Below are 25,876 nucleotides of genomic sequence, written 5' to 3'. Positions count from 1 at the left end.
CTCTCTCAATCAAGAGCATCGGTTGCTCTGCGGCACACAGCAAATCGCCGAGGTCAATTTCGATCTCGGCGTTCAGGTGCTTTGGATTTTCCGGATCCGGTGTGAGGGTGATCCTTCGGATTAAATTGACCTAGTGCGCGTTGGCTAGGTGCGCCGTGGCTGTCTTTGCGACGTGTCGGCCACCGACGCAGGGAGTTCCTGATCTGGCGCACCGCATCTGCAAGCTTTGCGCCTGGAACCTGCAGCCCTTCAACCCGCCGCAGCTTGGTGAGGAGGGCTTCCGGCTTCTCTCGTTTGTCTGAGATCTTCGGTCCCACCTCGCGTCCCATGACAGGCAATGCCTTTTTGGTCAGATGCTCAGTCCGGCTCGTTGACCTGATAGAATCAAAACGGCCCCGCGGTGGTGGCGGGGCCGGGCTGATGGCCGTCCGATTTTTGGCAATTTGCCGTCTTCGGCCATCAGGTGGGGAACGGGCCTGATGGCCGGGGCAGGCGCTCTTAGTCGAAGCGCAGGACGGAACTGCCGACCCAACCGGGAAGCTGGTCGGGGCGCGCGGGGGCGAAAATCTCGTAATAGACGGCCCCTTCGGGTCCGACGCCGATCGCAGCATGGCGCGACCCTGCAGGAAAGAAAATCAGATCGCCCGGATTGGCTTCCATCTCACGGTCGTCGATCGTGACCTTCACCATCCCCTCGACCATCACCAACAGCTGTTCGTTCTCATGCCAATGGGTCTTGCCATCGAACTCTGCGTCCGGTTCGGTCACGACACGCACGGCCGAGATCTTGTCGCCGCAAATTCCTTGCCGGTCCGAACCTGCGCGCATTCCGCCCACCGTGGGCAGCGCACTCCAATCAATCAACATCCTTGTCTCCCTTGCTAAGTTTTTGTGCCCAGGTATGCGCGGTCACAGGCTCTTGCGGAAATGCTCGGCGATCTGACCACGGGTGGTGACCCAGATATCGTCGCGGCCAGCGCATTTCTTGGCAATTTCCGAATAGGCCCAAGCCCCGGCGGGGCGACCGTAGCAATGGCAATGCACCAGAACATCGATGATCACCGGGTCGTCGGTATTGGCCAGCATATGCTCCAGCGCGTCATCGAAGACTTCCACGAATTGGCGCGGCGTCCGCCCGAACCGCATGGAGTGCGACAAGTCGTTGAAATCAATCGTCAATGGAATCGAAATCAGTTCGCCTTCGGGATAACGTTGCAGATAGGGCAGATCGCGATCAAGCATGTCCCCTTGCCATTCATATCCCGCACCAATCAGGCGGCGCATCGTGTCATGGCCAGCCGTCGCACGTGGGCTGATCCAGCCTTTCGGATGCTGCCCAAGCGCACCGCCCAGCAGATCCGTCGTCTGGGCAATGTATCGGGCATCGTCTTCAGCGCTCAACTTGGCGGGGATCAGATCCTGTGCGTAACCGTGCGCGACAATTTCATGCCCCGCCTCAATCACCGCGCGCAGCTGTTCGGGATCGCGTTCAGCGATTGCACCAGAGGTAAAGATATTGGCCGAGACCTCTGATTTCCCGAGTTCTTTCACGAGACGCTTGATCCCTGTTTGCGCACCGTAATTGCCGTAACTGTCGGCATTGGGATCAAAAACCCCGGCAGGGAGAGGATTGCCCATCGGCCCAACGCCCGAGGATGTACCCTCTGACCAGACTTCGTAGGCGATATTGAAAACGACCGCTACATGCCGGTCGCCCGGCCAACGGAAGCCTTTGGGGGCTTCGACGATTTCTGGTTGAACGTTATCTCGGGGCATGAGGCTTCTCCCTTGCTTGCGGCCATCTCCTGATGTGTTGATAGCGCCCCGGCGCACTGCATTACATTTCATATGCGGCAGGGCACACTGCATGTCGTGCATCATGCCCAGATAGAACGCTCATGCACCTCATTCATTTTGACATGAAGAATTTGCATCACCTTCAGGTAAAAACGGCTAACGCCCTCGGCCCGGGCTGTGCCAACCTCATCAGACACCGACGATGCCTGGGCCGGTCAGCCGCGCTTGGCGAGCATTGGTGAATGGGAGGAGAAATGATGAAACGGACATTGAGCAGTCTCGCGGCTGCGACCACAATTGCGATTGCCGCCCTGAGCGGCGCGGCGCAGGCTCAAAATATTGAGCTGAAGCTCGCCTGGCTGAGCGCCGACAGCCCTAATGACCCCTACGCGGTTACAGCACATGCTTTCAAAGACGCGATCGAGGCGGCTATGCCGGGCAAGGTCAGCGTCGCGCTGTTTCCCAACAGGCAGCTTGGAGACGAAAAGGACGTGCTGGAGAACATGCAGTTCGGCACGATCGACATGGGGGTGATCACCAACGCTGTGGTCGCGACGGTCGAACCAAGCTACCAACTGCTGGACCTGCCTTTCCTGTTTTCCAGCGCCGAGCAGGCACATAAGGTGCTTGATGGCCCGGTCGGCGAGAAACTGGCAGCCAATCTTGAAAAGCGCGGCGTGGTTTCGCTTGGTGCGGCCGAGGGCGGGTTCCGCAACATGATCAACAACGATCATCCGATCGAGAAACCCTCGGATGTTGAAGGCGTCAAGTTCCGCACGATGCAGAACCCGGTCTTTATTGACATGTTCAATTCGCTTGGCGGCAGCCCGGTGCCGATGGCTTGGGGTGAGGTCTATACCGCCGTTCAGCAAGGGACGATCGACGGGCTTGAAATTCCGTTGTCGGTTGTTCAGGCGAACAAGTTCCCCGAAGTGGTGAAATATGCCTCGATGACCCGGCATACCTATTCGGCGGTCCATCTGCTGATCTCGAAAAAGACACTCGATGGTCTGCCTGCAGATGTTCAGGCTGCGATCCGCGAAGCCGGGCACACAGCCGTGCTGGAGGAACGCAAGACCGTCGAAGCCAACGAATCCGTGGTCCGCGAAAAGCTTGTGGCGGAGGGGATGCAGATCAATGACGTAGCCGACCTTGCTGCCTTCCGCGAGAAAGTGAAAGGTGTCTACGGGCAATTCGCCAATTCGATCGGCCCGGATCTGCTGAAAGAAGCCGAAGACGCGGTCGCGCAAGACAATTGACAAGACGGCCCGGCGCCAGTCGATGCGCCGGGCCGCCGCCAGAGGGGAGGAGCCGATGAACCGCATCACAGCTGCCATCAGATGGCTGAGCGATTGGATCGCAAAGGTAACATCGGGCATTTGCGTGCTGCTGATCTTCGTGATGTTGGGGTTGCTGAGCTTGCAGGTCGCCATGAGGTACCTGTTAGGCGCCCCCCCAAGCTGGACCGAAGAGATGGCCATCATCCTGTTTTGCTGGGTGGTTCTGCTTTACGGGTCGGTCGGGCTACGGGAAGGATCGCAGGTGGCAGTCGATTTGCTTCCCGAGCGGTTCGAACGTATCCGCGCCGTTTCCGATCGGATCGTGCAGGTTCTGGTTCTGACCTTCGGGGGAATCCTTTTTTGGTCAGGCTGGTTCTATGTGTTGCGTACTCAGGGACAACGCACAGCAGCACTGCAAGCTCCCATCGACATTCTGTATCTGTCGGCCCCGGTCGCCGGTGCGTTGATCGCGCTGCATGCGATTGCGGCGCTGGTCTCGCCTCTCGCGCGTGACGACACGGCTCACGGAACCGGCGCCGATCCCTGGGAAGAGCCTTCTGACCCCTCGCCGCCTTCCGGCAGCGAAGCCCGGAACTGATTTAGAGAACGCGCGAAAAGGACGATCGAATGAGCGGTATCGGCTATGCCCTTGTCTTCGGGACGCTTGCGTTGGTGGTCGCGCGCGTCCCCCTTGCCCTTGCACTCGGGTTGTCCAGTGCGCTCGCGCTTTATTTGGCGCATATCGACATTGTCGTGCTGGCGCAGCGCTTCATTGCATCGACGCAATCCTTCAGCCTGCTTGCGATTCCCTTCTTTGTCCTTGCCGGCGACCTGATGACCAAGGGCGGTATTTCGCGCAGGCTCGTCAATGTCGCTGATGTGCTGGTGCGTCACCGGACCGGCGGGCTGGGCATGGTGATGGTGCTGGCGGCCGCCTTCTTCGCCGCCATTTCAGGATCTGCTCCGGCGACGACCGCCGCGATCGGTACGATCATGATTCCCGAAATGGAAAAGCGCGGCTATTCGCGGGCGTTTGCAGCGGCGCTCGCGGTATCAGGCGGGATCATCGGTCCGCTCATTCCCCCGTCGATCCCTCTGGTTATTTGGGGAGTGATGTCCGAACAATCGATCAGCCGCCTTTTCATGGCTGGTGTGGTGCCGGGGGTGCTACTGGCGGCCGGGTTGATGGTGATCAGCTGGTTCCATGCACGGCGCAACGCCATCCCCGTGCAAGCCCGCGCCAGCTGGCGGGAACGGCGCGCGGCGATCAACGAAGGCAAATGGGCACTGCTTGGCCCTGTCTTCGTTCTGGGCGGGATCTATGGCGGGATTGTCACCCCGACCGAAGCCGCCGTCGTCGCCGTAGTTTTCGCCTTGTTTGTCGGGCGGTTTGCCTATCGTGAATTGACCCTGACTTCGATCATCACCGTCAGCCGCGTGTCTGTACGCACGATGACGATGGTGATGTTCATCATCGCGGCGGCCAACGGCTTTGGCTGGCTGATCGCATTCGAACAGCTGCCCGCCAAATTGACCGGTGCGCTGTCGCAATTTGCGAATCACCCGGTGATCTACATCCTGATGCTCAATCTGGTCCTGCTGGTCATAGGCTGCCTGATGGACAACCTTGCGGCGATGATCATCCTGTCAAGCCTGCTCATCCCGATTGGCAATCAGCTGGGGATCGACCCGATTCAGTTCGGTGCGATGGTGACGATCAACTTCACCATCGGTATGGCGACGCCGCCATTCGGCTATGCTTTGTTCGTCGGTGCGGCGATCAGCAAACAGCCCATCGGGGCGATTTCTCGGGCGATGTTGCCGATGCTCGGGGTCATGGCGTTGGTGCTTTTGGCAACGGCCTTCGTGCCACCGGTGACCTTGTTCCTGCAATCCATTCTGCACTGAGCGCCTTACCCAGGCACCTGCACCATATGCAGTTATGACTGTATGTTATTCGCTTTGGTGCAGCATGCCCTCCCCCTAGGCTAGGTCAAGGTTTCTCGCAATGCGCGGGAATGGGAGGCACGATGAGCTGCAACGAAAGCCCTGTGCGGATCGGGATGATCCTGCCTTCGGGTAACATTTTGGCCGAAAGCCAGATCCGCGATATGGTGCCTGCCACTGCTGAGCTGCACGTGACCCGGCTGCGTCTTACCGGTAGCAGCGATGCCGATCTCGACGGGATGCTGACCGACCTGTCGCAAGCCGCTTCGCTTGTGGCCGATACGCGCCCGGACCTGATCGCGTTCAACTGCACGGCCGTTTCGACCCGCCGCCCCGGATCCGACACGGAAATCGCCGAACGGATCGAACGCGAAACAGGCTACCCCGCGATCACCACGGGCACCGCGCTGATCGAGGGGCTGCGCGCGCTGAACGCCCGGAAGATCGTTCTGGTCACCCCATATATCGACGCCGTAGTGGCCCGCGAGACAGCGTTCTTCGAATGGCACGGCGTCAAGGTTTTGGGCGCCCATGGCGCAGGTATCAACAGCAACTGGGACATGGCGCAGGAGCCCGAAGCGCGTTGGCAGGACATGTGCCTTGCCGCGCAAGATGACCGGGCCGAGGCCTATGTTCTCAGCTGCACCGCCATTCGCAGCCATCGCATCATCGCGCCGCTCGAAGAAGCTTTGCAACGGCCGGTTCTTACCAGCAACCAGGCCCTTGCATGGCTGGCCATGCGCCGCACCGGCGTCGCGCCGGATCGCTCCGGCTTTGGCAGATTGATGAAAATGCCCGTGGAGGACGGGTCTAACCAGTAGGGAGGAAAACTATGAAACTCGAACCGATCCGGATGGTCCTTGCGGCCGCGGCCGCAAGTGCGTGGATGCTTGCCACCCCCGCCACGGCCCAGAACTGGGATATGGCGACGCCTTATCCCGAAGCGAACTTCCATGAACAGAACATTTTGCAGTTCGCCAAGGATGTGGAACAGGCCACCAATGGAAAGTTGACGATCTCGGTCCACACTGGCAATTCGCTGATCCCCCATCCTGAAATCAAGAATGCGGTGCGCAACGGCACCGTTCCGATGGGTGAGTTTCTTTTGGGCCGGCTTGCCAATGAAAGCCCAATCTACGAACTGGACCTGTTGCCATTCGCTGTCGATGGCTATGGCGAAGCGAAAAAGATGTGGGATGCCTCGCGCCCGGTCATCGAGAAAAAGTTGGCGCAACAAAACCTCAAGGTTCTCTTCGCCGTGCCGTGGCCGACCAACGGCCTCTACTCGAATAAGCCGCTCGAGTCGGTCGAGGATCTGCGCGGGCTCAAGCTGCGAACCTATAATGCCACGACCGACCGGCTCGCCCAGTTGACCGGCGCGGTGCCCACACAGGTCGAAGTGCCCGATATCCCGCAGGCATTCGCGACGGGCCGGGTCGATGCGCTGATCACTTCGGCCTCGACCGGGGTATCCATTTCGGCATGGGATTTCGTCAAGCGCTACACCAAGGTCAATTCCTTCCTTGGCAAGAACATCGTGGTGGTCAACGCCCGCATGTTTGACGCCCTGTCCAAGGAGGAACAGGACGCCCTGATGGAAGCTGCAGCAACGGCCGAGCAACGCGGCTGGCAACTGTCCGAACAAAACAATGCCGACGCGGCCAAGACGCTCGCCGAGCACCAGATGACGGTGGAGGATGCCTCGCCCGAACTGGTCGCAGGTCTGCAGAAGGTCGGCGCCGAGATGTTGACCGAGTGGCGCAAACGCGCAGGTCCCGAGGGCGAAGACATCCTCAAGGCGATGGGCAAGTAAACCGAAGGTCCGGGGCATGGCCTGTCCATGCCCCGGACCAGTAACGGGAGGTTTTCGATGCGACGCTTTCTCGACCCAATCTACCGGCTGGCCGAATTTCTGGCGGCGCTGCAAGTGGTGGCGATTTTGACGATCATGTTGCTGCAGGTCGGCTTCGGTCTGCTCGACAGAGGCGCACAAGCCTTCGGCGAACCCGCGCCCGGGCTCTCGGTGCCGGCCTATGCGGAATTTTGCGGCTTCCTTCTCGCGGGCTCGATCTTTCTTGGCACCGCTGGCGCATTGCGGGCGGGCGCGCATGTCCGGGTCACCTTGCTGTTGGGGGCGTTGCCCACGTCTGCGGCACGGGCGATGCAAATCGCGACAAGCGCATTGGCCTGCATCCTGGTGGGCTATTTCACGATCTGCGCGGGCGAAATGGCGCTGCAAAGTTGGCAATTCGGAGATCGGTCTTTGGGAGCGGTTTCCATTCCGATGTGGATCCCTCAGGTGCCGATGGTTTTGGGCCTTGCGATCATGACCGTCGCGCTGGCCGATCTGGCGCTGGCTTTTCTGCGCGATGCCCCCCCGCCATGGGGCGAAACCGAAGGCTTTGGAGGCGAATAACGATGGATGCAATTGTTGCGATCGTCACGCTTGGCGCGCTGGTCGGACTGCTTGCCATGGGCTTGTGGGTCTCGCTGGCGCTGTTGGCGGTGGCCGCGCTGTCGGTAACCTTGTTCACGCATGTCCCGATGGGTCAGTTGATGGCGAGCGCGGGCTGGAGCTCGACCGCCTCTTATCCCCTGACCGCGCTTCCACTTTTCATCTGGATGGGAGAAATCCTGACCCGGTCACGTCTGTCGGCCTACCTGTTTGACGGATTGGCCCCATGGCTGCGGCGACTGCCCGGCGGGCTGGTTCATGTGAACGTCATCGGCTGCGGTGTCTTTGCGGCGGTCTCTGGTTCATCGGCGGCCACCTGCGCCACGGTCGGCCGGATGTCGGTGCCAGAACTCAAACGCCGCGGCTATGACGAGTCGCTGATCTTTGGCACCTTGGCAGGCTCGGCAACGCTGGGCCTACTGATCCCGCCTTCGATCATCCTTATCGTCTATGGCGTCTCCGCCGAACAGTCGATCGCGCGGTTGTTCATCGCCGGCGTGGTGCCGGGGCTGATGCTGATCGGACTGTTCATGGGATATGTGATGATCCGCGCGACGCTTTCGCCCGGGCTTGTTCCTGCGCCCGAGCCCGCGATCCCTTTCGCCCAAAAACTGCGCTTGTCGCGTCGCTTGATCCCGGTCGTGGCGCTGATCGTCGGCGTCATCGGGTCGATCTATGCCGGACTGGCAAGCCCGACGGACGCGGCTGCAATCGGGATCCTCTTGTCGCTTATCGTGGTTGGCCTGTCCGGCGACCTTACCTGGAAAACGTTCCGCGACGGCCTGTACGGCGCTGTCCGCACCAACTGCATGATCGGCCTGATCGTCGCCGCGGCGAGTTTCCTGACCGCCGCGATGGGGTTCATTGGCCTGCCCGCCAATCTTGCCTCTTGGATCGGCGAGATGGGTCTGAGCGCCTCCGCACTGATTGCAGCCCTGACGCTGGTCTTCATTTTTCTTGGCTGCCTTCTGGATGGTGTCTCCATCGTGATCCTGACCACGGCGATCATCTTGCCGATGGTTCAGGCCGCGGGCATCGACCCCTTGTGGTTCGGAATCTATCTGGTGGTTACCGTGGAGATGAGCCAGATCACCCCGCCCGTCGGGTTCAACCTGTTCGTTATTCAGGGGATGACCGGCGCGAATATTCTGCGCATCGCCCGCGCGGCGTTTCCGTTCTTTCTACTGATGCTCGTCGCGATCTTGCTGCTCGTGCTGTTTCCGGGGCTTGCCACGTGGCTGCCGGACGCCATGCTTGGATCGTGACATATAGCCGAGGATAGACCATGCCCGATCAGACCAATTTACGCCGCTTCGACCTAAATCTTCTGGTGATCTTTCAGGCGATCCTGTCGCAAGGATCGGTCGCTGGCGCGGCCGATGCAGTGGGGCTGTCGCCCTCGGCTGTTAGTCACGCGCTGGCCCGGTTGCGGGTCATGTTTAACGACGAACTGTTCCGGCGCACCCCGAACGGGTTAGAGCCGACCGAACGCGCTCTGGAAGTCGGGCTGGAGATCGGCGAAGGACTTCATCACATCTCGACCGCGATCGACATGCAGCAGCGTTTCGACCCGTCCATGAGCGATCGGGTCTTTACCATGCAGATCGCTGATTACGTTTCCGGGATGGTTCTGGCACCACTGGCCCAGCGACTGGAGGCGGACGCGCCGGGGGTCTCGGTAAACGTGATCCCCTTCGGCACGGGCACCGAGGCGGGACGCAAGCAGACGGATGTTCAGATCATGTTCGCCCCCGAGGCGAGCCTGTCAGCCGCGGTGCGGACGCGGCGACTGCTGGACGACCGTTTTCTAGTGGTGATGCGGCAAGAGCATCCCGCTGCGCGCGAGGATTTGACTGTCGAACGCTATGCCAGTCTGCGCCATGCGCGGATCTCGCCAGCAGCGATCGGCACGACGCTGATCGACGATGCACTTGCGCGGCGCGGGTTGCAGCGGCGTCAGGTGATCACCGTGCCCTCGTGGTTCGATCTGCCGCAGATCATCGAAACGACCGACCTCATCGCCGTCGTTCCCAGCGAATGGCTGAAGGCCGACAGTCGGCTGGCGGCACTTGTTGCGCGGGAATTGCCGATGAGCGAGGTCGGCTTTTCGGTCGACCTGCGCTGGGATGCGCGCAGCGACCGTGACCCAGGTCAGAAATGGTTTCGCGACGTGATCTACAAGATCTTCGCCGAAATCATCCAAGGCGAACACTGATGCGCCAAACGCCGAAATTTTCAAAATCTGGAAAAGGAGAATGTAGATGGATCTTGGTTTGAATGGAAAGGTGGCACTGGTATTGGGCGCCGGTGGCGGATTGGGTAGCGCCATCGCCACCAGCCTTGCCGCCGAGGGCACCACTGTGGCAGTCGTCGATCTTGATCAAGGCGCCGCAGACGCAACCGCCAAGGCAATCACGGATGCGGGCGGCAAAGCGATGTCTCTTGCCTGGGATCTTGGCAAGATCGACGATATCGATGCGCATGTCTCAAAGATCGAAGCCCAACTTGGCCAGGTGGACATTCTGGTCGCAATCACCGGTGGCCCGCCGCCCGGAACCGTGAACGGCCAAAGCCCTGACATCTGGCGCAAGTTCTTCGACTCGATGGTGGTTTCGGTCATGGCGATCACCGATCGCGTATTGCCGGGAATGCGTGAACGTGGTTGGGGCCGGATCATCACCTCGACCTCGTCGGGCGTTGTCTCCCCGATCCCCAATCTCGGTCTGTCGAACGCGCTACGGCTCAGTCTGGTCGGCTGGTCCAAGACTCTCGCCGGAGAAGTTGGCAAAGACGGCGTCACCAGCAATATCGTCATGCCAGGCCGCATTGCGACCAAGCGCATTACCTTCCTTGACGAGAAGAAAGCCGAGCGCGAAGGCCGCAGCGTCGAGGATGTGCGCGCGCAAAGCCTCGCGGCGATCCCGATGGGGCGGTATGGCGACCCCGAGGAATACGCCGATATGGTCACCTTCCTCGCTTCGGAACGTGCCTCCTACATCACGGGGAGCCAGATCCGTATCGATGGCGGCTATATCGCTAGCATCTGATCGTGGCCCTATGCGCTCGCCCGGTCGGGCGGGCGCATTCCAACGACGACGTCGGTCATCGCCATACGCCCCCGTCGAAGACGTGTCCCCCTAATCGGCAAATTCGCGCCCGCAGCCCGACGTCTTTTCGCCGCCAATCCGCACGAATAGATCAAGTCAAACCGTGCGATCTTTTGCAGGAAGGGAAGGGTGCATCCTTGGACACGTGCGTCACGAGAGCGCCACAACCACGCCGTCAGAGCTGCAATACAGCGATTGCAAGCTTGGCTCGCGCAACTGAGCTGGGTGCTTGGCATCGTGGTGGGACGCGTTGAACCCAGAGCCGTAGCTCGGGCGAAACAAGTGTAATGAGCGCTCCCAACCTACAGCGGACCTCATATGCAGGCGAGGCTAAACACGTAGGTTGCCGTTACATATTGTCGATAAATGAAATTTATAGTTGTCATTTCATATAATAGACTATTAGAGTTTAAATTTCATGAATGCCGTCGTGTGTCTGGTCTTTGACACATCCGACGGGCAGCGGCAGGAGACCTTCATGATCGCGAACGAACCCTCTGTCCTTGCGAACTCCCTTTGGGCGGCGACGGCCCAACCTGTGCCCGATTGCGCACCTTTGGACAGCGCAGCCGAGGCCGAAGTGGTGATCATCGGCGCCGGCGTAACAGGGCTTTCGGCCGCGTTGCACCTGAAGGAACACGGAATCGACACCATGGTTCTTGAGGCCGAGACTCCAGGCTGGGGGGCGTCCGGGCGCAATGGTGGTCAGTTCAATCCGGGGCTGAAATACGATCCGGACGCGTTAATCGCACGCTTCGGACAAGCCATGGGGGAGCGTATGCTCCATCTATCGGGGAGCGCTCCGGATCTGGCCATGGCTCTGATTGCGCGTCACGAGATTTCCTGCGACGCGCTGCAATCGGGCTGGATCCAGCCGGCTCATGACGCGGCCTCGATGCGGGCGCTGGAGCGCCGCGCAGAGCAATGGGCGCGCCATGGCATCTCACTGCAGCTGCTTGATCGAGAGGCCGTGACGCAGATGATCGGCACCAAGATCTATATTGGCGGATTGCTGGATCCGCGCGGCGCCAATGCGCACCCATTGAATTACACGCTTGGTCTGGCGCGAGCGGCCCGGGCAGCGGGTGTGCGCATTCATGCAAAGACTCGTGTTACTTCATTGAAAACAAATGGAGACTTTACGCTGGTCCAGACCGCCGCAGGCCCAGTTCGGGCGCGGCGTGTGCTGATCTGTACCAATGCCGAGACAGACGGGCTGTGCCCTCCGCTGGAGCGAACTCTGGTGCCCGTACGCTCGGTGCAGGTGGCGACAGCCCCTCTGCCCGACGATATCCGCCGCACCATCCTGCCGGGGCTGCAGGCGGCCTCGGACAGCAGACGGGTGATGGTCTATTACAAGATGGATGGGGCAGGGCGACTGCTAATGGGCGGGCGTGGCGACTATAGCAACGCCACCACCGCCAAGCTGCAAGAGAACCTGCGCCAAGTCAGCCGCAAGATGTTCCCGCAACTGGGGAATGTGCCCTTCGAATATGCTTGGGGCGGGTATGTGGCGATGACGGCCAGCCATCTGCCGCATCTGTCACGGCTGGGTGAAGGGGTGATGTCGGCGACGGGGTTCAATGGGCGGGGACTGGCGCTTGGAACTGCGATGGGAAAGGTGCTGGCCGACTGGGCTGCAGGCGTGCCCGAGGCGGCGCTCGACTTCCCAGTCACGCCCGCGCGACCGCTTCCTTTCCATTTCTTGCGCAAGCCCGCCGTTCGCTCTGCTGTGGTGCTATTTCGCCTGCGCGACACACTGGGGCTCTGAGTCTTGAAAATGTGAAGAGGCGCACGGAAATTTTACTAAAAATGAAATTTGATGTTGCTATTTCATTTTTGGCACTTAAAGTAATAATTATTCACGAAACCGGCATGGCAGGAAACCAAATGCGCCCCAGACACGCCCTGACAAACGGAACCGGTTTCCGGGCAACGATGTCGCTGCCCGGCGTTTTGGTCACTTTCGGACTGGTGCTGTTTGCGATGGTGCTTGTGGTGGCTTTGGCCTTCCGGATCAACGACGGTGCCTTCCTGAAGGGGCCAATGTCACTCGCGAATTTTATCACGATACTGACCGATAGCCTCTATGCGCGGGTGATGCTGCGCTCGCTGTGGATCTCGGGGCTGGTGACGCTGGCGACAGTGGCGACCGCCTATCCGGTAGCCTGGTATCTAGCCTTCCATGCGGGCAAGCGACGTGGCCTGATCTTGTTTCTGGTCACCTTGCCGTTCTGGACAAGCTACCTGCTGCGAGTCTTCGCCTGGAAGGTGGTCCTGGCCTACAATGGGGTGCTGAATTCGGCCATGGTCAGCCTAGGGATCTGGGACCAACCATCGACCGCGTTCCTGAACAACCCCACCGCCGTCATCATTACATTAGCCCATGCTTATGCTCCGTTCGCAATCTTGCCGATCTTTGTGGCGCTGCAGACGATCCCGAGATCGCTGATTGAGGCATCCTCCGACCTCGGGGCGAGCCGGACGCAGGTTTTTGCCCGCATTATTCTGCCGCTGTCGATGCCCGGAGTGCTCGGCGGCGCGCTGGTCGTCTTCGTGCCTACCATTGGCGACTATGTGACACCTGCCATGCTAGGAGGCCCGTCGAGCACGATGATCGGCAATCTTATTCAAGCCCAGTTTGGCAAGGCCAACGACTGGCCCTTTGGCGCGGCGCTGGCCGTGGCCACAATGCTCGTGATCCTGATCGCCGTGATTTTGCTGCGCCAGGCCGACCGTCGCTGGGGGAGCCGCGTATGAAATCCTCGCGTATCCTGCCCGCCTATGTAGGGATCTATATTGTCTTTCTCTACTTGCCGGTGGCGCTGATCCCGCTGTTCTCTTTCAACGACGCGATTCAGGCGGCCTTTCCGCTTAAGGGCGTCACGTTGTCTTGGTATCGTACGTTGTTGGAGACCCCGGCAATTGGCCAGGCACTGATCAACAGTCTGATCATCGCCACAGCCGCCGCCGCGATTTCCACGCTCTGCGCTACCACGATCTCTTATCTCGACGTTTTCCCACGGCCGGTTCTGTCGCGGCTGGTTTCGGGGCTGGCGCGAATGCCGATCCTGATCCCGGGCGTAATTGTGGGGATTGCATTGCTGATCCTCGTGAACCTCGCGGGGCTTGGCCCCTCACGCCCGGCGATCGTGATGGGGCATGTGCTGGTCTGCCTGCCTGCTGCGGTGACAGTGATCCGCGCGCGCTTCGTCGCGATCCCGCAAAGCTTGGCCGAGGCTGCATCCGACCTTGGCGCCTCGGACTGGACGGTGTTTCGTCGTGCGATCCTGCCATTGGCCGGGTCTGCCATCGCCTCGGCCTTCACGCTGGCCTTCCTGACCTCGTTCGATGAATTCATCGTGGCCTATTTTCTTTCCGGCACCGAACCCACCCTGCCGCTTTATATCTGGAGCCAGCTGCGCTTCCCGAAATCGCTGCCCGTCGTGATGGCGCTTGGCACGCTGATCCTGCTGGCGTCAGTCATCCTGGCGACGCTGGCTGAGGTTCTGCGCCGCCGCAGCCGGATCTGACAGGCACATCCCAAAAGAAAAAACGAAACGATAATCAACAACACGGAGGTCCAAAAATGAAACAAGAATTCCTGCTCACGACATCCTTGGCCGCATTGGCGATGCTAGCGGCTCCAGCTTTGGCTGACGGCAAACTGGCATATTTCACTTGGTCAGGCTATGAGCTGCCAGTCTTTCATGAAGGGTACACCGCCGCCCATCCCGACGCGTTGGATGTTTCGGTTTTTGGCGATGACGACGACGCCTTCACCAAGGTAAAGGCAGGCTTCCATCCGGATCTGGCGCATCCCTGCTATGACAAGATCGCGCGCTGGAACGCCGAAGGCCTGCTGCAACCGATCGATACCTCGCGCATCAAAAACTGGAACCACATCTTCAAGGTCTTCCGCGAACTGCCCGACATTCAGGCCGGTGACGGAAAGGTCTGGATGGTCCCGTGGGACTGGGGCAACACCTCGATTCTTTACCGCACCGACATGGTCGCTCCCGACGCCGAAATGAGCTGGAATATGCTGTGGGATCCGCAATATGCGGGGCGCCTTGCGACCATTGACGCGGTGCATGATACGCCGCTGGTTGCAGCTGTATTGACCGGGGTGAACCCGTTCGACATGTCCGACGCCGATCTGGAGACGGTCGCCAACAAGCTGCGCGAACAGCGCCCGCTGCTGACCACTTACACCACTGACATGACCTCGATCGAGCAGTCTCTGGCCTCGGGCGAGCTTGCCGCCGCGATGACCTGGAACGCCTCGGCCGTGGCGCTAAAGGCGCAAGGTGTGCCGGTCGAGTTCATGAATCCGAAAGAGGGTATGCTGACCTGGACCTGTGGCTTCGTGATGCTGAAGGATGCGCAGAACGTTGATCTAGCCTATGACTTCATCAACGCTCGGCTCGATGCGAACTCGGGCAAGCATCTGATCGAGGATTACGGCTACGGGGCTTCGACCGATAGCGCCTTTGCGGAAGTCCCCGCCGAGACGCTCGACGAGTTGAAACTGCCCGCAGATCCGCAGAAGATGCTGGAGACGACCATCTTCACCGGGCCAATGAAGCAGAACGACGCGCTCGCCAAGATGTTCGAACGCATCAAGGCCGGTGGCTGAAACAGCGGGGCGCCGGCAATCGGCGCCCCTTACCTACCGCGACGACAGGAACCCTATGACCCGTGATACCCCCCCCTCAGCTGAAACAGCGCGCAAGCCTGCGGACAGCAATCTGGCCGACATTCTGGTGGGCCGTCGCCTGCGCGCGCTGCGACTTGAAGCGGGGCTTTCGCTCGCCGATCTGGCCGGGCAGGCCGGGATTTCGGTTGGCGCGCTCAGCCAGATCGAGCGCGGGGTCTCCTCGCTTCGTGTGCGCACGATCTGGCCGCTGGCCGCCGCGCTGGGGATTGAGCCCTCGCTGCTGCTGGACGAGGGGTCAGAGGGGAATGACATCTACTGCGTCCGCGCCCAACGCCGTCGTGATCTGCCGGTACGTTCCGAAGGGATCCGCAAACAGTTGCTGTCGCCCCCCGGCGCTACCCTTACCGGGATGACCGTCGAGATCGAGCCGGGCGGCGGCACTGCAGAGGCCTATGCGCACCAAGGCCACGAATTCGGGTATGTGATGACCGGCTCGGTAGACCTGATCATCGACGGCACCACCTATCTTTTGCGCCAAGGCGACAGCTTTGCCTTTCGCTCGACGCTGCTTCACGCTTTCAGCAATAATGGTGAAGAGCGTTGCGTCATTATCTGGGTGAATACCACCAAGCCATCGGAGATCCGGGATGACTACTGATCCGCTCCTCAGCCTACGCGGGGTGTCGAAGGATTTCGGCGGCGGCGTCTTCGGACTGAAGGACATCGACCTCGACATCGCCTCGGGCGAATTTGTCAGCCTGCTCGGCCCCTCTGGCTGCGGTAAGACCACCACGCTACGAGTCATCGCCGGATTCGAGCCCGCTACTGCCGGGGAGGTCCTGCTCAACGGGCGCGAGATCGGGCATTTGCCCGCCAATCGCCGCCCCGTAAACACCGTATTTCAGGATTATGCGGTCTTTCCGCATATGAACGTGGCCGAGAACGTGGGGTTTGGCCTTTCGGTGCGCGGCACCGGGGCGCGCGAGATCACGCGCCGGGTCGCCGAGGCGCTGGAAATGGTGGGGCTGGGCGACAAGGCCAAACGCCCAGTTGCAGCACTTTCGGGTGGGCAGCGGCAGCGTGTGGCACTGGCTCGAGCCATCGTTTGCGAGCCGCAGGTGCTATTGCTCGACGAACCGCTCTCGGCGCTTGACGCGTCCCTGCGCGAACAGATGCAGGTCGAGCTCAAGAACTTGCAAAACAGGCTGGGAACTACCTTCATTTTGGTCACTCATGACCAAACCGAAGCCCTGTCGATCTCGGACAGGATCGTGGTGATGAATGGCGGCCAAGTCGAGCAGATCGCCACGCCGGCCGAACTCTACGACCGTCCCGCCACCCGGTTCGTAGCGAGTTTCATCGGCACCATGAACCTGCTCGCGGGCCGCGTCACCGGCGACGGACAGGTCGAAAGCGCGGGTTTTGTGCTGCCGGTCGAAGGCGCCGGAGCGCTTGCTGCGGGGACTGCGGTGACGTTAGGCCTGCGCCCCGAAGACCTAATCCTTGCGCCGATTGGCGCTGGTGCGCGGCTGACCGTCAAGACCACGGTCTTCCACGGGCGCAGCCTGCGGGTGATCGGGCGGCTGAACGATGGTGCCGAAGTGGTGCTTGACGTGCAACGTGCCGCCTCGGCCGGGCTGCCCGCCGACGGTGGTGCCGCCGCCCTTGCCCTGCGCCCCGGCGCTGGCGCCATCCTGCTTCCGGCCTGATTGGCCACTGACATTTGGAGACGACGATGACCAACGCCCAGAATTTTTACATCGACGGCGCATGGGTGCCCCCCGCAGTCCCGGCCGAGCTTGAGGTGATCAACCCCGCGACGGAACAACCCTATGCGAAGATCTCACTTGGTGCCGAGGCGGACGTGAACCGCGCCGTGGCGGCCGCGCGCGCAGCCTTCGCCGGCTGGGCCGCGACCCCGGTGACCGAGCGCATCGCCGCCGCGAAACGCCTGCTTGCGGTCTACAATGCCCGGTACGAGGAGATGGCGCAGGCGATCAGCCTTGAGATGGGCGCGCCGATCACCTGGGCGCGCGAGGCTCAGGCTTTTGCCGGATCGGGCCACCTTGAAGCGGCGATTGCCGCCGCCGAAACCTTCGAATGGGAGGCTCCGCGCGGCACCACTATGATCCTGCGCGAACCCGTTGGCGTTTGCGGACTGATCACGCCGTGGAACTGGCCGATGAACCAGATCATGTGCAAGGTGGCGCCGGCACTTCTGGCGGGCTGTACCGTGGTCCTCAAACCGTCGGAAATCGCACCGATGTCGGGGGTGCTCTTTGCCGAGTTCATCGACATGGCGGGTTTCCCAAAAGGCGTCTTTAACCTAGTGAACGGCACCGGCACGGATGTAGGGCAGGTGATGTCGGGGCACCCGGATATCGACATGGTCAGCTTCACCGGCTCGACCCGCGCCGGCATTAGTGTGGCACGTACGGCCGCCGAAACGGTAAAGCGCGTGGCGCAGGAATTGGGCGGCAAATCTCCGAATATCATTCTCCCCGATGCCGATCTTGAAAAGGCGGTGACCGAAGGCACACTCGCCGTGATGAGCAACACCGGACAGTCCTGCGATGCGCCAACCCGGATGCTGGTTCCTGCCGAATGCATGGCGCAAGCCATGGCGATCGCCCGCGCCGCTGCGGAAACCGTGGTGGTGGGTAATCCGGCGGACGAGGCGACCACCATGGGGCCGCTGGTCTCGGCTCTGCAATTCGACAAGGTTCAGCGGCTGATCGAGACGGGTATTTCCGAAGGTGCTACCTTGGCGACCGGTGGCCTGGGCAAACCAGAAGGGCACAACATCGGCTATTTCGTGAAACCCACTGTCTTTGGCGATGTCAGCAGCGAGATGACCATCGCGCGCGAGGAGATCTTCGGTCCTGTGCTGTCGATCCTGTCCTACACGAACCTTGATGAGGCGATCGCGATCGCCAATGACACGGTCTACGGGCTGGCCGCCTATGTGCAGTCGGGCGATCTCGAGCGCGCCCGAGGGGTCGCTCGTCAACTGCGCGCCGGGTCGGTCTATTTGAATGGGCCTGACTGGGATCTCTTCGCGCCTTTCGGCGGCTATAAGCAGTCGGGCAACGGCCGCGAATATGCCGACTGGGGGCTTCACGACTTCACCGAGATCAAGGGCGTCGTCGGCTGGGACTGAGCCCCGCAAGAGCAAAGCGTGGGCCGAGCGCTGCCCGATACTGACACGTGTCGGGCGGCGCGAGGCAGGCCGCGACGGTCACCAAAACCGACCAATGGCATGACTGCGGCGAAAGTCTGGAGGGTCTGTATTGGGCCGATATTGCCCCCTAGGCCTTTCAATCGCTCGCAATTTCTTGTCCGTTATTGGTGCCAGCAAATCATGGGCAAACTCGGCCTCCCTCTTTGGTTATGAATTGTCGCTATCTGGCGACGGGGGTAGCGCCTCTCTCTGCCGCAAAGAAAATTGCGAACAGATGCCGAACATGGGCTTGGCCTTGGCGCGCGCAAACGCTAGATTGCCGCTATGACCGAGGCTTTTGATGATGATCCCTATGAAGGCGCGATGAGCCTGTCGCAACGTGCCATGTCGGCGCGCGGCACGCCCTATCTGGATGGGCTGAACACCGAACAACGCGCTGCGGTCGAGGCGCTGGACGGCCCGGTCTTGATGCTGGCGGGGGCGGGCACGGGCAAGACCCGTGCGCTGACCTGCCGAATCGCGCATCTGCTTAACACGGGCCGCGCGCGTCCCAATGAAATTCTGGCCGTGACCTTTACCAACAAGGCTGCGCGCGAGATGAAGGAACGTGTCGGCGCGCTTTTGGGCACGGGCGGGGAGGGGATGCCTTGGCTTGGCACCTTCCACTCGGTCTGCGTGAAATTGCTGCGCCGCCACGCTGAACTGGTCGGGTTGAAGTCAAATTTCACCATTCTGGATACCGATGACCAGATCCGACTGCTCAAGCAGCTCATTCTCGCCGCCGATATTGACGAAAAGCGCTGGCCCGCGCGCCAGTTGGCCGGGCTGATCGACGGCTGGAAGAACCGAGCGCTCACCCCTGAAAAGGTGAAGGGGCGCGAAACGGCGGCGTTCAACAATCGCGGGTCAGAGCTGTATGACAGCTATCAGGCCCGGCTGAAAACGCTCAACGCGGTCGATTTCGGCGATCTGCTACTGCATATGGTCACGATTTTTCAGACCTACCCGGACGTGCTCGAACAGTATCAGCGCTGGTTCAAATACATCCTCGTCGATGAGTATCAAGATACCAACGTCGCGCAATATCTGTGGCTGCGGCTGCTGGCGCAGGGGCATCGCAATATCTGTTGCGTGGGCGATGACGACCAGTCGATCTATGGCTGGCGCGGCGCGGAAGTGGGCAATATCCTGCGGTTCGAAAAGGATTTTCCCGGCGCGACCGTCATTCGGCTTGAGCAGAATTACCGCTCCACCGAACATATTCTGGCCGCTGCCTCGGGGTTGATCGCGCAGAATGCGGGCCGTCTGGGCAAAGAGCTGTGGACGCAGGCCGAGGGCGGCGACAAGGTGCGTCTGATCGGCCATTGGGATGGCGAGGAAGAGGCGCGCTGGATCGGCGAAGAGGCCGAGGCCATTCAACGCGGCACGCGCGGCAATGCCCCGGTGAGCTTGAACGATCAGGCGATTCTGGTGCGCTCCAGCTATCAGATGCGCGCCTTTGAGGATCGGTTTTTGACCATTGGTCTGCCCTATCGCGTGATTGGTGGCCCACGGTTTTATGAACGCCTCGAGATTCGCGATGCAATGGCCTATTTCCGTCTTGCGATCAGTCCCGAAGATGATCTTGCCTTTGAGCGCGTGATCAACACGCCCAAGCGCGGTCTTGCCGACAAGGCGCAAAGTCGCATTCAGATCGCGGCGCGCGAGAACGGGCTGAGCCTGCTTGATGGGGCCAAATTGCTTCTGCAAGAGGGCGCGCTGTCGGGCAAGGCGGCGGGGCAGTTGCGCCTGTTCGTGGAGAATGTCACCCGCTGGCATGGCGAAATTCGGGCCGCATCGCCCGCGACGGCCAGCACGGCGGCGCTGGATGATGATCAGTTGATCGAGCCCGATGCCGCGGGCGTGGCACCGGCCAATGACTTGTCCCATGTCCGTCTGGCCGAAGCGATCCTTGAGGAATCGGGCTATAGCGAGATGTGGCTCAACGACAAGACGCCCGAGGCGCCGGGCCGTCTGGAGAACCTCAAGGAACTGATCAAGGCGCTGGAACAGTTTGAAAACCTTCAGGGATTTCTCGAACATGTCTCGCTGATCATGGATAATGATAAACAAGAGAATGACGATAAAATCTCGATCATGACGCTGCATGGCGCCAAGGGGCTGGAATTTCCCGTGGTCTTCCTGCCGGGCTGGGAGGACGGGCTGTTTCCCTCGCAGCGCTCGATGGATGAAAGCGGGCAGAAGGGCCTCGAAGAGGAACGCCGCCTTGCCTATGTCGGAATTACCCGCGCCGAGCAGCTTTGCACGATTTCCTTCGCAGGCAACCGGCGCGTTTATGGTCAATGGCAAAGCCAGATGCCCTCGCGCTTCATCGATGAATTGCCCGGTCGTCATGTCGATGTGCTGACCCCGCCGGGCCTGTATGGCGGCGGTATGGGCGGTGGTTTTGGCAGCGATGTGGCCGCAAGCCCGGCGATGGCGGACCGCGCCGCGCGCGCCGATGTCTATAACTCACCGGGCTGGCGGCGTTTGCAGCAATCGACTGCGCGCGGTGGCACCGTCTACAGTTCACCCAAGCCGCGCGGCAAACCTGTGATCATCGACGCCGAAGAGGCTGCCGCGTTCGACATTGGCGATCGCGTCTTTCACAAGAAATTCGGCTATGGCGAGGTGATGGGGTCTGAGGGTGGCAAGCTGGTGGTCGAGTTTGACAAGGCGGGCGAAAAGCACCTTCTGGCGTCTTTCGTGGTGCCTGCCGACAGCGCTGATGACGTGCCATTTTGATCGGCGAACTCGGTTGACAGGCGGCAATTCTGGCCGGGCGTGGGGTGAAAGATAAACGCCTTGGCGTGGGTTTTGCCGCGTTTTCCAAGCACTGCACGCGCAATCGGGCGCGCGGCTTGCATGGCGCGCCATAGCTCTGCCGCTGGACGCAGCTTCAAGATCGGGCGACAGGGCGTTTGCGACAGGCTTGCAAGCTCCGGAGTAAGGCCCGGAGCTTGTGGATCGGGCAAGATGCGCGCCGTCATTTCGCCCATCAACAGGGTTTCGCAAAGTGCGCCGGACGCCGTGACAAGGGCATGATCATCCAGCAGAAGATGCACATACATGACCTGCGCGCGGGGCGCGGGACGCACGGTTGCGCCGTTGAGCAGGGCCAATGCGGGCACCAGCACCTGATCTTGACCATAGGCGGCCTGCGCCAGCGGTGTTTGCAACAAAACGCGATGCTGGAGGCTTAATTCAAGGGGCAGATGATTGCCGAGAACGCCGCGCTCAAACCAGATCGGGGCGCCCCGTCCCATCGCGCGCACGCGTCGGCGCGACACCCAGCGGATCTGACGCGGGCCGCCATCATGTGTCACCACCCAGTCCCCCGCGCTAAACGTATCGGCGCGGCGCAGTCCATCTGGCGTCGCAATCAAAGTGCTGGCCTCAAAACAGGGGGCTTGATATTCGGTCGCTGCGGATTGGTCCGTGGTGTAAAATCCCGGTGGATTGCCCGCATGGAAGTTGTGCCAATACCAGTCTTCCAGATTGAAATCCGGCGACCAAGCCACTTGCGTAAGGTCGCCGTTTTCATCAAGCCCTTCAAAAACGATAGCGTGGCCCTGATCCCCGTCATAGTCGATGTAATCTGATCGCAGCACCGTGGCGTCTGATATCGTTGTGCCACCATGTCCAGCAAAGCTGACCGTATAGGTGTCACCCGGTGAGAAAACGAACGGCGTTGGATCACCGGGATGCGATTCAATCACCAAATCCTTTGATGAGTTTGGTGGATAGTCGAAGGTAGACATGCCCGCCGACGAGTTGACGTTGCTGCCCGTGGATACGGCAAACTGTTCATCAATGGCGTAGATGATCATAGACATCAGACGGCTTCCTACGAAGGGAGCCGTCACTGTAAACGATTATAGTTGTCAAATGGTTATCGGCAAATATTAGCTGGAAAGCCCCGGCACCGCAAAGCCTGCCATCTGCCACAAAAGCACGAAGTTCAGCGCCAAAACCAAGCCCGCGCCCAATCCGGCCAGCCACAAGACCGGGCCCTGCACGGCAAACTCGCCCATCACATCGCGCCGACGCGCAAACAAGATCAGCGCGACCATCGGCACGGGCAGGGCGATCGACAGAACCACTTGGCTCATCACCAGCGCCTCGGTCGTGTTCACGCCCATCGCCACCACGACAAAGGCGGGCAGCATGGTGATTGCGCGGCGCAACCAGACCGGAATTTGGCGACGAATAAAGCCTTGCATGATCATCTGGCCCGCCATCGTGCCCACTACCGAACTCGACACGCCCGAGGCGATCAGCGACACCAGAAACGCCGCCGCCGCCGCCCCGCCCAAAAGCGGCGTCAGCGTGTGATAGGCAGTCTCGATCTCGGCGACGTCGGAATGGCCTTGATGAAAGGCCGAGGCCGCCATGATCACCATCGCCATATTCACCATTCCCGCCAGCGCGAGCGCGATGATCACCTCAATGTTGGAAAAGCGCACAATGCGTTTCTTTTCAGACGGATCCTTGGTGACGGCGCGATGTTGGGTCAGCCCGGAATGCAGGAAAATCGCATGAGGCATGACGGTCGCGCCGATGATGCCCACCGCGATCGTTAGCGCACGCGCATCGGGCAGATCGGGCGTGCCAATCCCCATCAGAACGCCAGCCCAATCGACGGGGGCGATAAACATCTCGATCAGGTAGCTCGCCCCAATGATCATCACCAAAGCGCCGATCACCAACTCCATCGGGCGAAAGCCGCCGCGTTCGAACATCAAGATCGCGTAGGTCACGATGGCCGTCACCCCCATGCCCCAGATCAGCGGCCAGCCAAATAGCAGCGACAGCCCCAGCGCACCGCCCAAGAACTCTGCCAGATCGGTGGCCATCGCTGCGATTTCCGACACGATCCACATCGCGATTACAGCCGGACGGGGGAAATGTTCGCGCGACAGCTCGGCCAAGTTCATCCCCGACACGATCCCGACGCGGGCCGAAAGCGCCTGAAATAGCATCGCGATCATATTCGCTACAACCACCACCCAAAGCAGCCCATAGCCATAGCCTGCGCCTGCCTCGATATTGGTCGCGTAATTGCCGGGGTCCATATAGGCGACCGATGCGATCACCGCAGGGCCAAAGAACAACAGTAAACCGCCACGTCTGCGCCCGGCCAGAACATCTGACATCTTGAGGCGGGTGCGGTCTGAAAGGCCGTGTGTGCTCATGGGGGGGCTTTCTGTCGGGGCGATCAAAAACAAAAGTCTTGCGGAATGTAGCCTTGGCTACAATTTTATCAAGGGGCTAATTTCAATGCTGAAAGAGTGTCACCCAGATACAAGTTTCCCTTGGCAGGGCAGCGCCAGCACGCTACGAAACAGGCCCCGAAAGGCATGCCGATGACCGAGACAGATCCGACCCAGACCAAGGGCTTTGACCGTGCCAGACAGGCCGCCTCGCGGGCGCTGACGGAGGATTACGTTGAGATGATCTCGGATCTCGCGGCGGAATTCGGCGAGGCGCGCATCACCGATCTGGCGGCGCGTCTGGGCGTGGCACATCCCACGGCAACCAAGGCGGTGGCGCGGCTCAAGCGCGAGGGGCTGGCAGTATCGCGCCCCTATCGCGGGGTGTTTTTGACCGAAGAAGGCGAGGCGATGGCCGAAAGCGTGCGCGCGCGTCACCGGGTGGTCGTGGCGCTGCTGCGTGCAGTGGGCGTGCCCGACGAGGTCGCCGAACTCGACGCCGAGGGCATCGAGCACCATGTTTCCAGCCGCACTTTGGCGGCGTTCGAAGCCTATCTGACCCGCAAAACGGATTAATCGGGTAGCATCGAGCCGCTTTGCACGAAGCGTTCGTGCCAGCTCAGCGCCTCTCCCAGCAGATTAGGCGCGTGCCCCCCGAACGAACCTTTCTTGGCGCGCTCATAATAATCACGCAACATGTCGCGATAGGCGGGGTGGGCGCAGTTGGTGATGATCTTTTCGGCGCGCTGACGCGGCGAGAGACCGCGCAGATCGGCCAGCCCTTGCTCGGTCACGATCACCTGCACGTCTTGCGCGATATGATCGACATGCGCGGCCATCGGCACGATCGCGGAAATCTTGCCACCCTTCGCCACCGAGGGCGTCATGAAGATCGACACATAGCCGTTGCGCGCGAAATCGCCCGAGCCGCCAATGCCGTTCTGAATGCGCGAGCCCATGATCTGCGTGGAATTCACATTGCCGTAAATATCAGCCTCGATCATCCCATTCATCGCGATGCAGCCAAGGCGACGCACCAGTTCCGGATGATTGCTGATCTCTTGCGGGCGCAAAATCAGCTTATCGCGAAAGGCCTGCGCGTTATCGTTGAAATACTGCGCTTTTTCTGGCGATAGCGAAAACGCCGTGGCGCTGGCCATGCGCAGCTTGCCCGCCTCGATCATGTCCAGCATGCCGTCCTGAATGACCTCGGTAAAGGCGGTCATCTGGTCAAAGGGAGCCTCGATCAAACCCGCCATCACCGCATTGGCAACATTGCCCACACCCGATTGCAGCGGCAACAGACCACGTGGAATGCGGCCCAGTTTCACCTCATTGGCGAGGAAGTCGATGATGTTCGCAGCAATCGCTTCGGCCACCGCATCGGGTGGGCTAAAGGGGGCGTTGCGATCTGGTCCGTCCGTCTCAACCACCGCCACGATCTTGTCGGGATCCACGCGAAAATGCGTTTGCCCGATCCGGTCATCGGGCTTGACCAGCGGGATCGGCACGCGATTGGGGGGCAGGGCAGTGCCGTAATAGATGTCATGCATCCCGTTGAGCGCCTCGGACTGCCAGCTATTGACCTCAAGGATGACTTGATCGGCCTGCTCCAGCCACGTCATGTTGTTGCCGATCGAAGACGACGGGATCAGTGCACCATCCTCGGTAACGCCCGATATCTCGATCACCGCTGTATCAAGCTTGCCAAGGAACCCCATCCACGCCATCGGCGCGACTTGGCTGAGATGCATGTCGAAATATTGCATCTGGCCCTTGTTGATACGCTCGCGCGCGATCGGGTCAGAGTTGTAGGGCAGGCGAAATTCGATGCCATCCGCCTTTGCCAGCGCGCCGTCCAATTCGGGCCCAGTCGAAGCGCCCGTCCAGATCGACACCTTGAATGGGCGTCCTGCGGCGTGCTCGCCCTTGATCCGTTTGGCGAGAGCTTGGGGGACGGCCTTGGGATAGCCCGAACCGGTAAACCCGCTCATTCCGATCACCGCACCGGGCGTGATCAGCATCGCTGCATCCTCGGCGCTCATAAGCTTTTCGCGAAACTTGGGATGGCGCAGGCGCGGGTTGTTGGACAAGGCGCGTCCTCCTTCTGACCTTGTGGCAGCCGTATGCCATTGCATGCAGCCGTTTCGCGAAAAAATTGCGCGCCGCAGGGGGATTGTCCATGCTGGATCAGCTA

At 60.7% G+C, this 25,876-nt stretch carries 22 protein-coding genes and 1 pseudogene; 18 read left to right on the top strand and 5 right to left on the bottom strand.

What is annotated here, in order from left to right:
* Positions 1-498: 498 nt before the first annotated feature.
* Together QZ571_RS05480 and QZ571_RS05475 are read right to left on the bottom strand one after the other, a co-directional pair.
* On the bottom strand, positions 499-867 hold the full coding sequence (locus tag QZ571_RS05480) for a cupin domain-containing protein (protein WP_295532705.1): 369 nt from the start codon (positions 865-867) through the stop codon (positions 499-501).
* 42 nt (positions 868-909) lie between these two features.
* Positions 910-1,776: a polysaccharide deacetylase family protein gene (locus tag QZ571_RS05475; protein WP_295532704.1), complete on the bottom strand. Its 867-nt coding sequence runs from the start codon at positions 1,774-1,776 to the stop codon at positions 910-912.
* A gap of 278 nt (positions 1,777-2,054) precedes the next feature.
* Here QZ571_RS05475 and QZ571_RS05470 point away from each other — a divergent pair, with 278 nt between their 5' ends.
* The 17 genes from QZ571_RS05470 to QZ571_RS05390 all read left to right on the top strand — a co-directional run bounded on the left by QZ571_RS05470 (position 2,055) and on the right by QZ571_RS05390 (position 21,211).
* Positions 2,055-3,056 carry a TRAP transporter substrate-binding protein gene (locus QZ571_RS05470; protein ID WP_295532703.1) on the top strand — a complete coding sequence of 334 codons (1,002 nt, stop codon included), beginning with the start codon at positions 2,055-2,057 and terminating at the stop codon, positions 3,054-3,056.
* A gap of 55 nt (positions 3,057-3,111) precedes the next feature.
* Positions 3,112-3,675 carry a TRAP transporter small permease gene (locus QZ571_RS05465; protein ID WP_295532702.1) on the top strand — a complete coding sequence of 188 codons (564 nt, stop codon included), beginning with the start codon at positions 3,112-3,114 and terminating at the stop codon, positions 3,673-3,675.
* 29 nt (positions 3,676-3,704) lie between these two features.
* Positions 3,705-4,985, top strand: coding sequence for a TRAP transporter large permease (locus QZ571_RS05460; protein ID WP_295532701.1), 1,281 nt, complete (start codon positions 3,705-3,707; stop codon positions 4,983-4,985).
* 122 nt (positions 4,986-5,107) lie between these two features.
* Complete coding sequence (locus QZ571_RS05455) at positions 5,108-5,845, top strand: aspartate/glutamate racemase family protein (protein WP_295532700.1); 738 nt, start codon at positions 5,108-5,110, stop codon at positions 5,843-5,845.
* An 11-nt stretch (positions 5,846-5,856) separates the two neighbouring features.
* Positions 5,857-6,837: a TRAP transporter substrate-binding protein gene (locus QZ571_RS05450; protein WP_295532699.1), complete on the top strand. Its 981-nt coding sequence runs from the start codon at positions 5,857-5,859 to the stop codon at positions 6,835-6,837.
* Between the two features lie 57 nt (positions 6,838-6,894).
* A complete protein-coding gene (locus QZ571_RS05445) occupies positions 6,895-7,440 on the top strand; it encodes a TRAP transporter small permease (RefSeq protein ID WP_295532698.1) in 546 nt (181 codons plus the stop codon).
* Positions 7,441-7,442: 2 nt separating this feature from the next.
* On the top strand, positions 7,443-8,744 hold the full coding sequence (locus tag QZ571_RS05440) for a TRAP transporter large permease subunit (RefSeq protein ID WP_295532697.1): 1,302 nt from the start codon (positions 7,443-7,445) through the stop codon (positions 8,742-8,744).
* A gap of 20 nt (positions 8,745-8,764) precedes the next feature.
* Positions 8,765-9,694: a LysR family transcriptional regulator gene (locus QZ571_RS05435; protein WP_295532696.1), complete on the top strand. Its 930-nt coding sequence runs from the start codon at positions 8,765-8,767 to the stop codon at positions 9,692-9,694.
* Positions 9,695-9,740: 46 nt separating this feature from the next.
* Complete coding sequence (locus QZ571_RS05430) at positions 9,741-10,526, top strand: SDR family oxidoreductase (protein WP_295532695.1); 786 nt, start codon at positions 9,741-9,743, stop codon at positions 10,524-10,526.
* A 538-nt stretch (positions 10,527-11,064) separates the two neighbouring features.
* A complete protein-coding gene (locus QZ571_RS05425; protein WP_295532694.1) occupies positions 11,065-12,357 on the top strand; it encodes an FAD-binding oxidoreductase in 1,293 nt (430 codons plus the stop codon).
* Between the two features lie 41 nt (positions 12,358-12,398).
* Complete coding sequence (locus QZ571_RS05420) at positions 12,399-13,346, top strand: ABC transporter permease (RefSeq protein WP_295532693.1); 948 nt, start codon at positions 12,399-12,401, stop codon at positions 13,344-13,346.
* The gene (locus QZ571_RS05415) at positions 13,343-14,119 is read left to right on the top strand and encodes an ABC transporter permease (RefSeq protein ID WP_295532692.1); all 777 of its coding nucleotides are present in this window, start codon (positions 13,343-13,345) and stop codon (positions 14,117-14,119) included. The genes QZ571_RS05420 and QZ571_RS05415 overlap by 4 nt, the downstream gene beginning before the upstream one ends.
* Positions 14,120-14,175: 56 nt before the next feature.
* On the top strand, positions 14,176-15,225 hold the full coding sequence (locus QZ571_RS05410) for an extracellular solute-binding protein (RefSeq protein ID WP_295532691.1): 1,050 nt from the start codon (positions 14,176-14,178) through the stop codon (positions 15,223-15,225).
* A 55-nt stretch (positions 15,226-15,280) separates the two neighbouring features.
* Complete coding sequence (locus tag QZ571_RS05405; RefSeq protein WP_295532690.1) at positions 15,281-15,904, top strand: cupin domain-containing protein; 624 nt, start codon at positions 15,281-15,283, stop codon at positions 15,902-15,904.
* Positions 15,894-16,955 (top strand): ABC transporter ATP-binding protein, encoded by a 1,062-nt coding sequence (locus QZ571_RS05400; RefSeq protein ID WP_295532689.1) that lies wholly within the window; start codon positions 15,894-15,896, stop codon positions 16,953-16,955. Before QZ571_RS05405 ends, QZ571_RS05400 begins: the two co-directional genes overlap by 11 nt.
* Before the next feature lie 26 nt (positions 16,956-16,981).
* Positions 16,982-18,406 carry an aldehyde dehydrogenase family protein gene (locus QZ571_RS05395; RefSeq protein WP_295532688.1) on the top strand — a complete coding sequence of 475 codons (1,425 nt, stop codon included), beginning with the start codon at positions 16,982-16,984 and terminating at the stop codon, positions 18,404-18,406.
* 345 nt (positions 18,407-18,751) lie between these two features.
* Positions 18,752-21,211, top strand: a complete 2,460-nt coding sequence (locus QZ571_RS05390; protein ID WP_295532687.1) for an ATP-dependent helicase — start codon at positions 18,752-18,754, stop codon at positions 21,209-21,211.
* Between the two features lie 260 nt (positions 21,212-21,471).
* On the opposite strand, the pseudogene QZ571_RS05385 reads toward QZ571_RS05390, so the two are convergent.
* Both QZ571_RS05385 and QZ571_RS05380 read right to left on the bottom strand, forming a co-directional pair.
* Positions 21,472-22,227 (bottom strand): annotated as a pseudogene (locus tag QZ571_RS05385) (Hint domain-containing protein); the annotation flags it as partial.
* A 144-nt stretch (positions 22,228-22,371) separates the two neighbouring features.
* Positions 22,372-23,661, bottom strand: a complete 1,290-nt coding sequence (locus QZ571_RS05380; RefSeq protein ID WP_295532686.1) for an Nramp family divalent metal transporter — start codon at positions 23,659-23,661, stop codon at positions 22,372-22,374.
* Positions 23,662-23,757: 96 nt separating this feature from the next.
* On the opposite strand from QZ571_RS05380, the gene mntR reads away from it, so the two are divergent.
* On the top strand, positions 23,758-24,255 hold the full coding sequence (mntR, locus tag QZ571_RS05375; RefSeq protein ID WP_295532685.1) for a manganese-binding transcriptional regulator MntR: 498 nt from the start codon (positions 23,758-23,760) through the stop codon (positions 24,253-24,255).
* Here the strand turns inward: mntR and QZ571_RS05370 are convergent.
* On the bottom strand, positions 24,252-25,772 hold the full coding sequence (locus QZ571_RS05370) for an acetyl-CoA hydrolase/transferase family protein (protein ID WP_295532684.1): 1,521 nt from the start codon (positions 25,770-25,772) through the stop codon (positions 24,252-24,254). The two genes, mntR and QZ571_RS05370, sit on opposite strands and share 4 nt — an antisense overlap.
* Positions 25,773-25,876 lie beyond the last annotated feature (104 nt).

This window comes from uncultured Thioclava sp. (assembly GCF_913064665.1).
Classification (GTDB): Bacteria; Pseudomonadota; Alphaproteobacteria; order Rhodobacterales; family Rhodobacteraceae; genus Thioclava; species Thioclava arctica.
Note: the sequence above shows the minus strand (reverse complement) of the source record. Positions and strands in the feature narration are given on the sequence as shown.